12 protein-coding genes are annotated in these 14,889 nt (G+C 45.6%); 3 read left to right on the plus strand and 9 right to left on the minus strand.

The window, feature by feature from the left end; genetic code table 11:
• Positions 1 to 64: 64 nt before the first annotated feature.
• From trpC to trpE, 4 genes are all read right to left on the minus strand, one after another.
• Positions 65 to 859 carry an indole-3-glycerol phosphate synthase TrpC gene (gene trpC, locus LI091_RS02115; RefSeq protein WP_118753060.1) on the minus strand — a complete coding sequence of 265 codons (795 nt, stop codon included), beginning with the start codon at positions 857 to 859 and terminating at the stop codon, positions 65 to 67.
• Between the two features lie 124 nt (positions 860 to 983).
• Positions 984 to 1,997 (minus strand): anthranilate phosphoribosyltransferase, encoded by a 1,014-nt coding sequence (gene trpD, locus LI091_RS02120; RefSeq protein ID WP_173741438.1) that lies wholly within the window; start codon positions 1,995 to 1,997, stop codon positions 984 to 986.
• 57 nt (positions 1,998 to 2,054) lie between these two features.
• Positions 2,055 to 2,633, minus strand: coding sequence for an anthranilate synthase component II (locus LI091_RS02125; RefSeq protein ID WP_173741437.1), 579 nt, complete (start codon positions 2,631 to 2,633; stop codon positions 2,055 to 2,057).
• The gene (gene trpE, locus LI091_RS02130; protein WP_173722421.1) at positions 2,630 to 4,117 is read right to left on the minus strand and encodes an anthranilate synthase component I; all 1,488 of its coding nucleotides are present in this window, start codon (positions 4,115 to 4,117) and stop codon (positions 2,630 to 2,632) included. Before trpE ends, LI091_RS02125 begins: the two co-directional genes overlap by 4 nt.
• Before the next feature lie 531 nt (positions 4,118 to 4,648).
• Between trpE and LI091_RS02135 the strand changes: the two genes are divergently transcribed.
• Entirely contained in the window at positions 4,649 to 5,326 is a 678-nt protein-coding gene (locus LI091_RS02135; protein WP_015527292.1) for a GTP pyrophosphokinase, read from the plus strand.
• Positions 5,327 to 5,343: 17 nt separating this feature from the next.
• Here LI091_RS02135 and LI091_RS02140 read toward each other — a convergent pair whose 3' ends face one another.
• The 5 genes from LI091_RS02140 to LI091_RS02160 form a co-directional block, all read right to left on the minus strand.
• Positions 5,344 to 6,327 (minus strand): AraC family transcriptional regulator, encoded by a 984-nt coding sequence (locus tag LI091_RS02140; RefSeq protein WP_092068556.1) that lies wholly within the window; start codon positions 6,325 to 6,327, stop codon positions 5,344 to 5,346.
• A gap of 214 nt (positions 6,328 to 6,541) precedes the next feature.
• Complete coding sequence (locus LI091_RS02145; protein WP_265190737.1) at positions 6,542 to 7,609, minus strand: substrate-binding domain-containing protein; 1,068 nt, start codon at positions 7,607 to 7,609, stop codon at positions 6,542 to 6,544.
• A gap of 98 nt (positions 7,610 to 7,707) precedes the next feature.
• The gene (locus LI091_RS02150) at positions 7,708 to 8,715 is read right to left on the minus strand and encodes an ABC transporter permease (RefSeq protein ID WP_092068559.1); all 1,008 of its coding nucleotides are present in this window, start codon (positions 8,713 to 8,715) and stop codon (positions 7,708 to 7,710) included.
• A gap of 3 nt (positions 8,716 to 8,718) precedes the next feature.
• Positions 8,719 to 9,711 (minus strand): ABC transporter permease, encoded by a 993-nt coding sequence (locus LI091_RS02155; protein ID WP_059086065.1) that lies wholly within the window; start codon positions 9,709 to 9,711, stop codon positions 8,719 to 8,721.
• Positions 9,711 to 11,216, minus strand: coding sequence for a sugar ABC transporter ATP-binding protein (locus tag LI091_RS02160; protein ID WP_265190738.1), 1,506 nt, complete (start codon positions 11,214 to 11,216; stop codon positions 9,711 to 9,713). Before LI091_RS02160 ends, LI091_RS02155 begins: the two co-directional genes overlap by 1 nt.
• A gap of 257 nt (positions 11,217 to 11,473) precedes the next feature.
• Between LI091_RS02160 and LI091_RS02165 the strand changes: the two genes are divergently transcribed.
• A complete protein-coding gene (locus LI091_RS02165; RefSeq protein WP_265190739.1) occupies positions 11,474 to 13,039 on the plus strand; it encodes a response regulator transcription factor in 1,566 nt (521 codons plus the stop codon).
• Entirely contained in the window at positions 13,036 to 14,859 is a 1,824-nt protein-coding gene (locus tag LI091_RS02170) for a sensor histidine kinase (RefSeq protein WP_265190740.1), read from the plus strand. Before LI091_RS02165 ends, LI091_RS02170 begins: the two co-directional genes overlap by 4 nt.
• The last annotated feature ends 30 nt before the right edge of the window (positions 14,860 to 14,889 follow it).

Raw genomic sequence — 14,889 nt, forward strand, 5'->3', positions numbered from 1 at the left:
GTTTCGTTACTATTTGCTGCTGGTCAGCTCTGTTACTTATTTGCTCTATTCTTTCGTTTGGCCTTTATACAAGCGCTCCACCATTCAGATTTTCCAATGCAGCTTTCTTATCCGGGCTTCGCATCAGGGTCTCACCGATCAGGACTGCACCTACCCGGTTTCTTTCCAGGATAGCGATATCACCTGCGTTTTTGATTCCGCTCTCAGACACAAATACCACATTGTCCGGTGCCAGGTTTCGAAGACGGATGCTGTTATTCATATCAACCTTAAAGGTTTTCAGGTCACGGTTATTTACACCGACGATCTTTGCACCTGTCTTTAATGCTCTTGCCACTTCATTCTCGTCATGAGCTTCCACCAATGCATCCATTCCCAGAGTTTCTGCAAGCTCTCGGTATTCCAGGAGTTCCTGGTCATTTAAGATAGCACAGATCAGAAGTACAGCCGATGCGCCGAATGCTTTTGCCTGATAGATCATGTACTTATCCACAGTGAAGTCCTTCCGAAGGACCGGAATATCCACTGTTTCTGTGATCTCACGGAGATAAGTGTCACTTCCCATGAAATAAAATGGCTCTGTGAGGCAGGAGATCGCAGATGCACCTGCTGCTTCGTATTCTTTCGCAATTTCCAGATACGGAAATTCCGGTGCAATCAGCCCCTTGGAGGGGGAAGCTTTTTTTACTTCACAGATGTAGGACATGCCCGGCTTTTTCAACGCTTCCAGAAAGGACGGCTGCTGTGGTGCTTTTTCAGCCAGAGCTTTCAGCTGATCCAGGGGAAACTGAAGTTTTTCCTTCCGGATACGTTCTCTTGTTTTTTCTGCGATTTCTTCCAGAATGTTTTTTTCACTCATTCTTTGTTTGTCTCCTTGATATTTCAACACTCATTCGGCAATTTCAAAAAGCCTGACAGATTAATGTTTCCGTTCATATCTCTTCTGATAGGGATTGCCGATTTCTCTCCTGCCGCTATTATTTTCAAATCTCGTTACTTAATTTGATGAATTCCTCAAGCTTGGCTGCAGCAGCACCACTGTCGATCAGGTTTTCAGCCATCTTCACGCCATCTTCTATAGTCTTCGCCTTTCCTGCGATATAAAGTGCTGCACCTGCGTTCATGCAGACTGCCTGACGCTTCGGGCCTTTTTCGGTTCCGTTTACAATGGCTTTTGTGATCTCTGCGTTCTCTGCCGGTGTGCCGCCTGCCAGATCTTCTTTGCTGCAGCGTGTATAGCCGAACTGCTCCGGTGTGATCTCATAGGACTGGAACCATCCGTCCTTGATCTCGCACACAGAAGTCGGTGCGCTCATGGAGATCTCATCCAGCTTATCCTGCCCGAAAACTACCATTCCGCGGTTCACGCCAAGCTTCATCATAACCTGTGCCAGCGGCTCTACCAGAGACTGGTCAAAGACTCCCATCAGCTCCATGTTTGCGCCTGCCGGGTTGCTTAATGGTCCGAGGATATTAAATACCGTGCGGATTCCCAGCTCTTTACGGATCGGTGCCACATATTTCATGGCAATATGATAATTCTGGGCGAACAGGAAACAGATGTTGATCTTTTTCAGGATCTCTGCACTTTTTTCCGGCGGGATGGTGATCTTTACGCCAAGTGCTTCCAGAACATCTGCTGCACCGCTCTTGGAAGATGCTGCACGGTTTCCGTGTTTTGCTACCGGAACGCCACCTGCTGCGATCACAAGAGAAGATGTCGTGGAAATGTTAAAGGAGTTTGCTCCGTCACCACCGGTTCCTACGATCTCCAGAACATTCATATCGTGGAGAAGCTTGATGCAGTGTGCACGCATTCCGGCTGCTGATGCAGTGATCTCATCAATAGTCTCTCCTTTCAGGGAAAGTGCAGTAAGGTAGGATGCCATCTGTACCGGTGTTGCCGCTCCGTCCATAATCTCATTCATTACGGCTTCTGCTTCGTCATATGTAAGATCTTCTTTTTTTGAAAGCTTGATGATTGCTTCTTTGATCATTGTTGTTTCCTCCTGTTCTGTAACGATTCTATCTTTTATGGATTGCTGTTCTCGGTCTTATCTGTCTCTGATAACCTTCATAAAGTTCTCGATCATTGTTTTTCCATCCGGTGTCATAACAGATTCCGGATGGAACTGTAATCCGAATATCGAATATTCTTTATGCTCCAGTGCCATCACCTCTCCGTCCTCAGACTCAGCGGTAACAACCAATTCCTCCGGTAAGGTATCCCGGATAGCTGCCAGTGAGTGATATCTGGCTGCCGGAAAAGTTTCCGGAAGTCCTTCAAACATCCGGCTCTTTCCAACTTTATGTATCTCTTTCTGCTTTCCGTGCATCAGCTCTTTTGCGTAGGATACTGTCCCTCCGAAGGCTTCACAAATGGACTGATGTCCAAGGCAGATACCCAGGATCGGCAGCTTGTCTTTGAAATATTTTATGGATTCAATACAGATTCCCGCATCCTCCGGTTTTCCCGGACCAGGGGAAAGGATCAATGCCTCCGGCTTCATGGCCTCCAGCTCTTTGATGGTCACTTCATCATTTCTTACCACTTTGATATCCGGCTTCACAGAACCGATCAGCTGGTAAACATTGTAGGAAAAGCTATCATAATTATCGATCAGTACTATCATTCCAGTCCCTCCTGTGCAGTTTCGATTGCCTGTACAACGGCTCTTGCCTTGTTGCAGCACTCCTGAAATTCACTTTCCGGAATACTGTCTGCTACGATCCCTGCTCCTGACCGGATACAGATCTCACCGTTTTTCTTATAAACCAGGCGAATGGCAATACATGTATCCAGGTTTCCGGCAAAATCCAGATATCCGATAGCACCGCCGTAAATGCCTCGCTTGCTCTGTTCCAGTTCCTGGATGATCTGGCAGGCACGGAATTTCGGTGCTCCGGAAAGTGTTCCTGCCGGAAGGATGGCATCCACTGCATCCACCGCATCCCTGTCATCCCGGATCTGGCCGGTAACTGTGGAACCAATATGCATCACATGAGAAAAACGCTCGATGCACATATATTTTTCTACGTTCACGGTACCGATCTTACTGATCTTTCCGATATCATTTCGACCAAGATCCACCAGCATATTATGCTCGGCACGTTCCTTCTCATCAGCCAGGAGTCCTTTTTCCAGCGCCAGGTCCTCTTCTTTTGTCTTGCCTCTTGGTCTTGTTCCTGCAAGCGGGAAGGTACTTAATTCTGTTCCTGCAAGCCTGGCAAGTGTTTCCGGGGAGGCTCCTGCAATCTCAATATCATCACTGGAAAAATAAAACATATACGGCGAAGGATTGGTAGCCCTGAGAACACGGTATGTATTAAACAGACTTCCCTCTGCTTTCGCTCGCATCGGATTGGAGAGCACCACCTGGAAAATATCTCCTTCGTGGATGTAATGCTTCGCTTTCTCAACCATCTCACAGTATTTTGCTTTCGGGAACTGCGGCTCAATGGAAGATTTCAGTTTCAAAGACGGAAATTCCTTCTGTTTTCCGTTTCGGATCAGATCTGTCATCTCTTCTAATTTTGCTTCCGCCTTCTGATAGGAATTTTCCGGATCATCCGTCATCACACCGGTGATCAGAAGCACCTTCTGTCTGTAATGGTCAAAGGCGATCACCTGGTCAAAAAGCATCAGATCCATGTCCCGGAAATCCTGTACTGTCTCGTCGGTAAGCTCCAGCTTCGGCTCGCTGTACTTAATATAATCGTAGGAAAAATATCCTACCAGACCTCCGGTAAAGGTCGGCATATTTTCCAGCACTGGGCTTTTGTATTCTTTCAGGATCTCCCGAATAGCATCTCCCGGATGCTTCACCTGCTGTACGGTTTTTTCTTCAGTTCCGTCCTCATGGATCCTGCGGATCTGAAGCTTTCCGTCTGTACAGGTGATCTCCATGGATGGCTCATATCCCAGGAAGGAATAGCGTCCCCATACCTCTGTCTGGCTGGCACTTTCCAGAAGATAGCAATGTCTGCTGGCTGTGCGTAAGGTCCTCATGACTTCTACGGGTGTATAGCGGTCGGAATACAGCTCTCTGCATACAGGGATTCGCCGGTATTCGCCTGACTGTGCGAGTTCTTTGATTTTTTCTAATGTTGGATACATATACAGGCCCTCCTGAGTTTTTCATTCCTTACCGGAGGACGGGACATTCGTGATCTGCATTCGCTGCTTGCTCATGAAATCAAAGAAAAGCCCGTCTCCGACAGAATCTGGTTCTGTCAGGGACGAGCTCTAAATTCAAAATCACCCGCGGTGCCACCCTGATTCACGGTCTGACCCGTGCACTTGGCGGAATACCTTCATATTCCCGGCAACTGACGTATGCCCTCACGTCACAGAATACTTGATACCCGAAAATATCTTTCCCTGTGCCCTCTGCGGTCCATTTGATAAACTGCCTCTCGACCCGGCTCTCACCCTCCCGGACTCTCTGTGCGCGCATGAATATCTTTATCTCCGCTTCAACGGTTTAGTGGTTTAGTGGTTTACTTAATTAAACTTTTTCTATAAAATAGCACAGCTTTTCTGATATGTCAATACAAATGTTGAAAAAAATATCATTTTGTTCTATAATTGTATGAAAGTAATTGTTATAAATATTACATAAGAAAGGAGTTTCACCAGAAAAACACTATGGCTGAAAGAAATACAAACACCTGGCTGGATACCCCCGATCCACAGGTTTTTATCAAAAATTCCGCAAAATTTAATGATCTGATGATGATGTATCGATGTACGGTCCGTGAGGTACGCACCAAGCTGGAAGTCCTCAACGATGAATTTTCATTGGAATATAAACGTAACCCGATCTCCTTCATCAAAACAAGGATCAAAAAGCCGGAAAGCATTTACAAAAAGCTCAAAAAGCTCGGCTATGAGTTTACTGCGGAGAATATTCAGAATCAGCTGAATGACGTGGCAGGCATCCGTGTTGTCTGTGCCTTTATCGATGATATCTACACTATTGCAGACCTGATCACCAGGCAGGATGACATTACCGTCATCCAGGTAAAGGACTATATCAAAAATCCAAAGCCAAACGGCTACCGCAGTTATCACATGATCGTGGAAATCCCCGTATTCTTCTCCAAGGGAAAAACTCCCATGCGTGCAGAGATCCAGATCCGTACCAACGGTATGGATTTCTGGGCAACTCTGGAGCATCAGCTGCGTTACAAGCAGAATATCGAAGAAATGGACGGTTATGAGGATGTCAGCAATGAACTGCTGAACTGCGCCCGCACTGTGATCGATATGGATAACGAAATGCAGCGGATCAAAAACAAGATCGGACAATTCCATGATATTTAAAAAAACAGGTGAGGCTGTTACAGCCTCACCTGTTCTTTCTCACTGTTTTTCACCCGGAACGCCCGTGGTGTCATGTGATAATGTTCCTTGAATACCCGATGAAAATAACTGTTATTTTCATAGCCTACAGCCGCAATGATGTCACTGACAGGCAGATCTGTTTCACACATCAGCTCTACAGCCTTGTTCAGACGTTTTCTCTGAAGAAGTTCCTTGAAATTAAACCCTGTGCTTTTCTTGATCATCTTACTGAGGACATGCATGGGAAGATGCAGACGACCACAAAGCTCCGTCAGCGTAGCAGTCCGGTATTTCTGTTCAATATAATCCAGTGTTGTCATAGAGATCATATTTTCGTACTGATTGGGCAGACGCATCTCCACATACTGCACCGATTCTATCAGATACATGAATATCAGGCCCATTGTGGTCTGATTGATCCGCTCTCTGTTCTCCTCACCGTTTACAAGAGAATAGATGATATTTTCCAGAAGATTCTGGATCTGCAGCACTTCCGCAACCTTAAAATGAAGATATTCCCCACGCTCTTCATCCTGTCGCAGGACATTCACCAGAAAATCTGCCAGCATATTGTCATTGCCCGCCATGGAATAGGCCACATCAAAAAACTCCGGCAGCACCATAAAATTGATCGCAATATCATTCTGCCCCGCTTTCAGAATCTCATGCTTCGTAAACTGATTGAGAAAAAGCAGCTCGCCTTTGTTAACTATGACTTTTTTTCCGTCAATGATATTAGTCAGAGATCCCTCACACACATACAGCACTTCCACAAAATTATGCCTGTGAGCCGGAAAATACACAAAACGGGTGTGTGTACGCACAGCGATCAGCCTGCCTTCTTTCAGCATTTTACGGCTGTCCACAGTAAAGTCCCGACCGGATGTGTAGAGATCTCTATCCACCTCTGCTTCTCCATCCAGGATTTTTCTCTCTTCCTCTGTGATCTTTCTCAGCTGATCCAGTAATGCCTGCTGCATGTGTTTTGCTCCTTCATCTGTTCATGGTTTTCTATTCTGCTGTCCTCATTTTAACACCGCAGCCATAAGAGTACAACCAGAATCAAAAGACTGAAATTTTTTCGGAAACCTTCTATACACCAAATTCAAATATACGAAACAAGGCGGAGTCCGAAGACTCCGCCTTGTCCCAAAAGGATTTATCATATGATTATACAGTCAATCTGAGGATTGATTAGTACAGCTTAGCCATCTCCTCGATGTTGCTTGTATCGAATTTCAGAGGTGCACCAAGAACAACCTCTGTACCGCCGTCATCTGCCTCTGTTACTGTGTAGTCACCAAGGTCACCAGCTGTGAATTTGTCATCTTTAGCACCTGTGATGTCGCCGTTGATCAGAGCGATTGTTGTGTAAGCACTGAGTTTTCCAAGGCCCTGCATATCCCACAGATAGAAGTATGGGCAGGAATGATCTGCATCATCACCTGTGTACTCCTGCATCTCGGATGGAAGTCCAAGACCTGTCAGTTTACACTCAGAACCGTTATCCTGAAGATATTTAGCTGCTGCTGCGATACCAACTGTTGTAGGTGCGCAGATAACCTTCAGATCCTTGTAGTTCTGAAGAAGAGCTGCTGTCTGGTCTGTGGATTTCTGCGGCTCATCATCACCGTATACAACGTCTACAAGCTCAAGCTTGCTGTATTTGTCATCGCCTTCCATGATGGTCTTCATTGCGTCGATCCATGCGTTCTGGTTAGCGGACTGAGATGTAGCGGAAAGGATAGCGAACTGTCCCTCACCACCGGAAATATCAAGAACTGCATCCATAAGTGCCTGAGCAACTTCTTTTGTACCAGCCTGGTTTACGAAAATCTCACGGCTGTCTTTGTTCGGTGCGGAGTCGAAGGAAGATACCTTGATTCCCTCATCCATAGCTTCCTCAAGCTTAGCCTGAAGAGCGTTAACATCGTTAGCGGAAATACAAATTGCATCAAAGTCCTGGGAAATCAGGTTGTCAAGAACCTTGATCTGTGCATCAGCTGTAGCTGTCTCAGGATAAACGACCTGAACCTCGCCGCCTTCAGCCTCTACTGTCTCCTGGAAAGATTTCGCTGCGATCTCGAAGAATGCGTTACCGGCTGCTTTACCAACCAGAGCAATCTTTTTGTCTTTTGCGGAATCGCCAGCTGCTGCTTCTGTCTTAGTATCTTCGGATTTGTCATCTGCTGCAAGAACCGGGCAAACTGTACCAAGAACCATTGCTCCACAAAGGATTGCGCTAATTACCTTTTTTTTCATTGTTGTTCCTCCCTATAAGAATATAATTTTTTTATATGCTGCTGCCTCCGCTACACCAATGGAGACAGCTAACAATCATATGGGTTTCAAAAGTGATATTAGTTTTTCTTCATTGCGACTGCTTTTTTCACATCGCCGATGATATTCGGAAGAGCTACTGCTGCTACCAGAAGTACACCGATGATGAGAAGAATCACCTGAGCATTTACGTTCTTCTGTCCAAGGCCAACTCGTAAGCATACGATGATGAATGCAGAAATGATACCGCCGGCCAGGTTACCTTTACCACCTGTGGAGGAGATACCTCCGAATACTGCCATTGCAATGGCATCCATCTCAAATCCGTTACCGGTTGTTGTATTTGCACCGTAGGAAGAGGATACCAGGAATACTGCGCAAAGTCCGGACATAAGTCCCATAACTGTGTAGATGATGAAACGGATCTTCTCTACGTGAACACCTGCGTAATAAGCTGCCACACGGTTTGTTCCAATCGCATATGTACGGCGTCCGAATGTGCTCTTTCCAAGAAAGATCGCAAAAAGTACACCAAGGATCAGCACCAGGAAAAGAATATATGGAATATTTCCAACCTTTCCACCGATAGCACGGAAGCCATCTGTGTTTGTGATCGCAATACTTCCGCCGGCTCCAAGTGTTACCTCAGCGATACCACGGAAGATGATCTGTGTTGCCAGTGTTACGATCATTGGAGGCAGCTCCTTGAAACGGGTAAGGATAAATCCGTTAACCGCACCACAGAGGGCACCAACAACCAGTGCTGTAAGTACTACTACAATGAACGGAGCGTTTGTGTTGCAAACCATACAGCTTAATGTAGCGGAGAGACACACGATCGCACCTACGGAAATATCGATCTCGCCTAATACCAGGATGTACGCCATTGGAAACATCATGAATACCTCTGCAAGGTAAACCGGCATCTGACGAAGAACACTCTTCATATTATAAAACTCAGAAAATGATGCGCAGAAAATATTTACCAGGATAAAGAGAATGACCAGGATGCCTTCCCAACTGAATATGATGTGTTTCATCGGATTTTCCGGCACATTGTTAATACTTCTTCCAGATTTTCCAGCCATGATTTACATCTCCCTTCCCTTTAATGCGTTTTTATCTGCGATTCTCTGCAGAACAACGTTGATCACAACTACTACCAGGATGATAACACCCTTGATCATGTTCTGCCACAGTGAACTGATACCTACAAGCGGAAGAGCTTTTGCGATCGTTGCAAGGATAATGGAACCGAGGAATGCACCTACTACGGTTCCACGTCCACCGCTCATGCTTACACCACCGATAACGCAGGCTGCGATAACATCCATCTCACCGCCGTACTGCATATCAGGCATTGCAGAAGCATAAACAGATACCTGAAGTGCTCCGCCAAGACCTGCGAGGAATCCCATGATCACATATACAAGAAGGTTGATATTCTTTGCATTGATACCGGAAACCTGTGCTGCGCTTGCATTACTTCCTACTGCGTAGATCCTTCGTCCTGTTCTTGTCCATTTCATAAAGAAGAAGAATACCACATAGCATACGATGATCACCCAGATAACCTTGTTGATCCCAAGGAAGCTGGTTGTTGCAAAATTCTTAAACTCACCAAGAGCTGCGGCACTTGCCCACTCACCACCGTGGGAAACAAGATAACCCATTGCTCTGTAGATGTACATAAAGCCCATGGTTGCAATGATAGGCGGAACGTTTGCTCTTGAAATCACAAGACCTACAACCAGTCCGCAGGCAATACCGATCGCCATTGCAATGATGAAAGCAAGTAATGTACTTGTGATATGTCCGTATTTCAGGAGCATACCGATGGACATACCGGAAAGTGCCAGAGTTGACATGATGGAAATATCGATTCCGCCTACCAGCATGACACACAGCATACCAAGTGACATTACCATTGTTACTGCATTATTTTTCAGCATCTCCATGAGTGACTTCGGCGTAAGGAATGACGGGCTGATCACTGTGACAACGGCAAACAGCACGACCACGATAATTGCCAGCAGAGCCTCTCGGGAGCCTGTAATCTTCTTGATAACAGATTTCTTTTCCATTATTTAGTCCCCTTTCCAGTGCTCTTTTCCATGGACAGCTCAAGGATTCCTTCCTGTGTTGCCTCTCCCCTGTTCAGTTCACCTGTCTTACGTCCGTTGCACATAACGATGATACGGTCAGACATTCCAAGGATCTCAGGCATCTCGGAAGAGATCAGGATGATGGCATAGCCCTTCTTCGCAAGATCTCCCATGATCGCATAGATCTCGGCTTTTGCACCAACATCGACACCCTTTGTCGGCTCATCCATGATAACGACCTTCATTTCCTGAGCAAGTGCCTTGGCAACAACAACCTTCTGCTGGTTACCACCGGACAGTGAGCTTGCAGGCTGGAAAATATCAACAGCCTTGGTATCTACTTCTTCAAGAAGCTTCTTGGAAAGCTCTCTTTCTGCTTTCTCGTCATTGAATCCGGATTTTGCATATTTGCTGATGATCGGAAGGGTTACGTTTCTTCCAAGGCCCCAGCTCATGACAAGGCCCTGCTTCTGTCTGTCCTCAGGAAGAAGAATGATACCTTTTTCCATTGCTTCGGAAGGAGTCTTGATATAAACCTCTTTTCCCTCAAGGAAAACCTTTCCTTCGTCCGGATGGGTGATTCCGCTGACAGCTTCCATAACCTCTGTACGTCCTGCACCGACCAGACCGGTAAGACCTACGATCTCGCCTGCACGTACATTGAAGGAAACATCCTTGAAAAATCCTGTTCTGGAAAGATGTTCAATACGAAGCATCTCATCTCCCAGCTTAACCTCCGGCTTCGGGAACAGATCATTGATCTCACGTCCAACCATTGCCTTGATCAGATCTGCGTTTGTGATCCCGTTTACATCATAGGTTCCGATATACTGAGAATCACGGAATACGGTAACTCTGGAAGCCAGACGGTACATATCTTCGAAACGATGGGAGATAAAGATAATGGAAACACCATTCTCTTTCAGCTTGTCAACCAGTGTGTAAAGCTTCTCGGACTCGTTTCTGGTAAGTGCTGCTGTCGGCTCATCCAGAATGATGATCTTCGCATTTGTGGAAAGTGCCTTGGCGATCTCGACCATCTGCTGCTGTGCAACAGAAAGTGTACCCATCTCTGCTGTTGCGTCAAAGTCTGCATCCAGCTCCTTCAGGTACTTGTTTGCCTCCTGATTCATCTCTTTCCACTGGATCATATGATGTTTAATGATCTCATGACCCATAAAAATATTTTCGGCTACTGTAAGATGCGGATATGATGTAGGGTGCTGATATACGGCAGCGATACCTGCCTCCTGGGCATCCTTCGGACCTTTGAAGTCAACCTTCTGTCCGTTTAAGAACATCTCACCCTCTTCTGCCTTATGTACTCCGGTAATAACCTTGATAAACGTAGATTTACCAGCACCGTTCTCACCCATCAGTGCGTGAACCTCACCAGGCTTGAGCTGGAACTGTACATTATTCAGAGCTTTGACACCGGGGAATATCTTCGTAATACCTTTTAATTCAAGAACATATTCTGACACGGCTCTTTCTCCTCCCTTTCCTTTAATCTGATTATATTCTATCATCCGGCCCACAGGTTGATAATGGGAATATTTTTGGATAAGGGTAAAATATTCTTCTTTTCCCTGTAAAATATTACTCATAAACCATTGTCCCATTCTCGTATTTCTATATACTTTATGCTATAATGATAACGCTGACGTTACAGTTTTCTGGGAATATAAACAGAACTGTAAACGTCCGATTTACGAAGCTATGCTCGATTGGAGAATTGTATATGAAATTACTGATCGTCGATGACGAAGAACTTACGCGTACCGGACTGATCTCATCTATCGACTGGGATTCTCTGGGGATCACCGAGGTCCTTCAGGCAGATGATGGTGTGAACGGACTGGAAATGGCCAGACTGTATAAACCTGAGATCATTCTCTGCGATGTACGGATGCCGCGGATGACAGGCATTGCCATGCTGGAGCGTCTGGAGAAATTCCTGCCGGACAGTATCCCTATCTTTATGAGCGGATATTCTGACAAAGAGTATCTGAAAGCTGCCATCAAACTAAAAGCCATCAATTACATCGAAAAGCCTCTGCATCCCGAGGAAGTACAGGCGGCAGTTCTGGAAGCGCAGACTCTTTACAAACAAAAGCTCCGCTCCCATCGTGGTGAAGCGATCCATTCTCAGGAAATCGCTACCCGGCTGGCACAGCAGCTGACTCTTCCACCTTCCGATAACAACAAAATTGCAGATCTCTGTCTGGAACTGGGGCAACCGGAGCTTCTTGAGAACGGCATGAATTTTACCTCTGTGATCGTAAAGCTTAATGAATCTGTGGAGGCTTCCGGTATTTTCCTGGAAGATCTCCAGAACGACATTTCCTGTTTTCTGGAGCATTACCATCTGAAATGTCTTTTTGTGGAAAAAAGAGTTCAGTATCTGGTCCACCATATATATGGAAGGAATGCCCTTTCCCCGACTACCCTTTCCGCAGTGGGAAGCTATATTTCCAGACAATATGACACCTGCGGAAAGCATCTGATCGCAGCCGGAAATACCGTAACGGATATTTTCAGGGTTTATCAGTCCTACGCTTCTGCCGTGATCCTTCTGCAGAACTGTTTTTTCTTTCCGGAAAAAACATTTCTAACGGAAAATGCCATCCGCCTGCTTTCACCGAAGGGACCGGTTCCGGATTCCCTGCATTCACCGGAAAATACTTTTTCCAAATATCTCCTGGCCGGAGAAGAAGAACCCTGTTTTCAGTTTCTTGATGAGCTTTTCCGGTATTATAGCTGCAATCACACATTTATGCCTAACCAGATCCGTGATCTTTATTACCAGCTATTTAATACACTTTCGGCTTCCCGTAAAAAAAATCAGCTGGAAACCGAACTTCATGAAAAGCAGGATCTGATCGTAGATACGTTAAACAACGCCTTCACCTACGAAGAGCTTCACAAAGCTCTGAAAGAAAAAACCGCCCAGTATTTTGAAGATGCGAAAAATTCCCAGCCGGAAAATTCCACGATCTTTATGATCAAGGATTATATCAGCCGGAACTATATGAACGATACACTTTCCGTAAAAGATATCAGCGGCCATGTATACCTTTCCGCATCTTATGTATGCACTTTTTTCAAAAGTGAGACCGGACAGACTCTCAATCAATATCTGACAGAATACCGAATGGAAAAGGCCAAGCAGCTGCTTTCCGATCCCAAATACAAGATTTCCGAGATTTCTTCCAAGGTAGGCTATACGGATGGCAATTACTTCGGAAAAAGCTTCAAAAAATACTCCGGCTTTTCCCCGTCTGAATACCGGGAGAAAATGTCATGAGGGCCCTCTGGCGCCGTTTCAAAAACGGCTACCTGAATTTAAACCTGCAGACAAAATTCACCATTGCCCTGATCAGCATTGTGGTAATTCCTGCCTGTCTTACCGCCTTTCTTTTTTATGGACGACTTTATAGCATGGTGGTTTCCAATACCATCCGGCAGGAACAGGACGCCTCCGCAAAAACTGCACCTCTGATCGAACGGACTATGGATACGATCCTCGCTACTACCCGGAATATTACAGGACAGAATTTTTTTCAGGAACTTTTTTATATGCCGGTCAGCGATTCAGCAGAACAGCTTGCAACATCTAACCATGCCACTGATTTTAAAAATGCCGTTCAGCGTCTGACCACAGATTCCATTGTTACCGATGTACAGATCTATGTGGATTTTCCTGATGATCTGAAGACACTGGATACTTATCCCAACACTAAGAATATCCTTGCTCCCTTAAGTCAGGCGAAAGGTACCTACTGGTACGGTATCTTTCAGGGAAACCGGAACACCCAGGAAATGTTCTGTCCTTCCTTCTATCTTGGTCCCAGGGAAAAAAAGAATTATGGTGATATGGCATATATCTGCCCTTTAAGCCTTTATTATCACTCCACTGCCTATAAGGCTTATCTGGCAGTGTATTATTCCGATGACAAGCTTACTTCCATTCTTTCCGACAATCTATCTCTGGAAGGAAGTGTTTCATATATTGTAAACGAACGTGATGCCATTGTTGCTACCTCAGATTTGTCATTATCCGGAATCTACCAACTGGATTACGACACCATCAAGGCTTCCTTTATGTCTTCCAATAACTTCATTGAGCGGAACATTCTGGACACAAAGGTTTATGCCGGTTTTTACAGCATTTCCAATACGGACTGGTTTATGGTAACGGTCCTTCCTTCCCCGCCGCTGATCCATGCGAGCAACCGACTGATGGTCCAGATCGTACTGATCTATGCAGTTTTTCTGGTTCTGGCTCTGATTTTTGCCAATGTACTGGCTCATTCCATTACCGGAAGACTTTCTTCTGTGATCCGGCAGATGCAGACCGTCCGCCACGGCCCGCCTACTCCTATGGAAAGTCCACAGGCACATGATGAGATCGGTAATCTTATCGATACCTACAACTATATGACTCAAAAAATGGAGGAACTGATGGAGAAGCAGGCTAAGGCTGCAGAAGATCTCCGGATCGCAGAATTCAATTCCCTCCAGGCACAGATCAATCCGCATTTTCTTTATAATACCATGGATATGATCAACTGGATGGCACTGCAGGGACAGACCGATGAGATCAGTCACGCAGTGCAAAGTCTTTCCCGTTTTTATAAGCTGACTCTGAGCCGCAAAAAAGGAATCTCTACCATTGCAAGGGAGCTGGAGCATGTAACCATCTACGTGCAGCTTCAGAATATGCGCTACCACGACAGCATTGAGCTGATCACGGATATCCCGGATGAGCTTTCAGAATACCAGATCCCGAAGCTGACTCTTCAGCCTGTTGTGGAAAATTCCATTCTTCACGGGATCCTGGAAAAAGAATCAAAATCCGGAACTATTGTTATTACCGGATGGATGGAAAATGAGGATATTGTTCTTCTGATTTCCGATGACGGTGTTGGGATTTCGCCGGAAATCCTGTCAACTATCCTTTCCGGAAAGGGAAAAAGCCAGTCCGGCGGCACCAATATCGCAGTTTATAATACCCACCGGAGACTCCAAATTCTCTATGGAAATAATTACGGACTCACTTATTCCAGCAAGCCTGGAGAGGGGACGGATGTTGAGATCCGGTTCCCTGCACATCGTGAAAAGTAACTTACGTTCCACAAAAATCTTTATTCAGAA

Origin of the sequence: Blautia sp. MSK20_18 (assembly GCF_020553125.1) — a bacterium.
In the GTDB taxonomy this organism is placed as follows: Bacteria; Bacillota; Clostridia; order Lachnospirales; family Lachnospiraceae; genus Blautia_A; species Blautia_A fusiformis.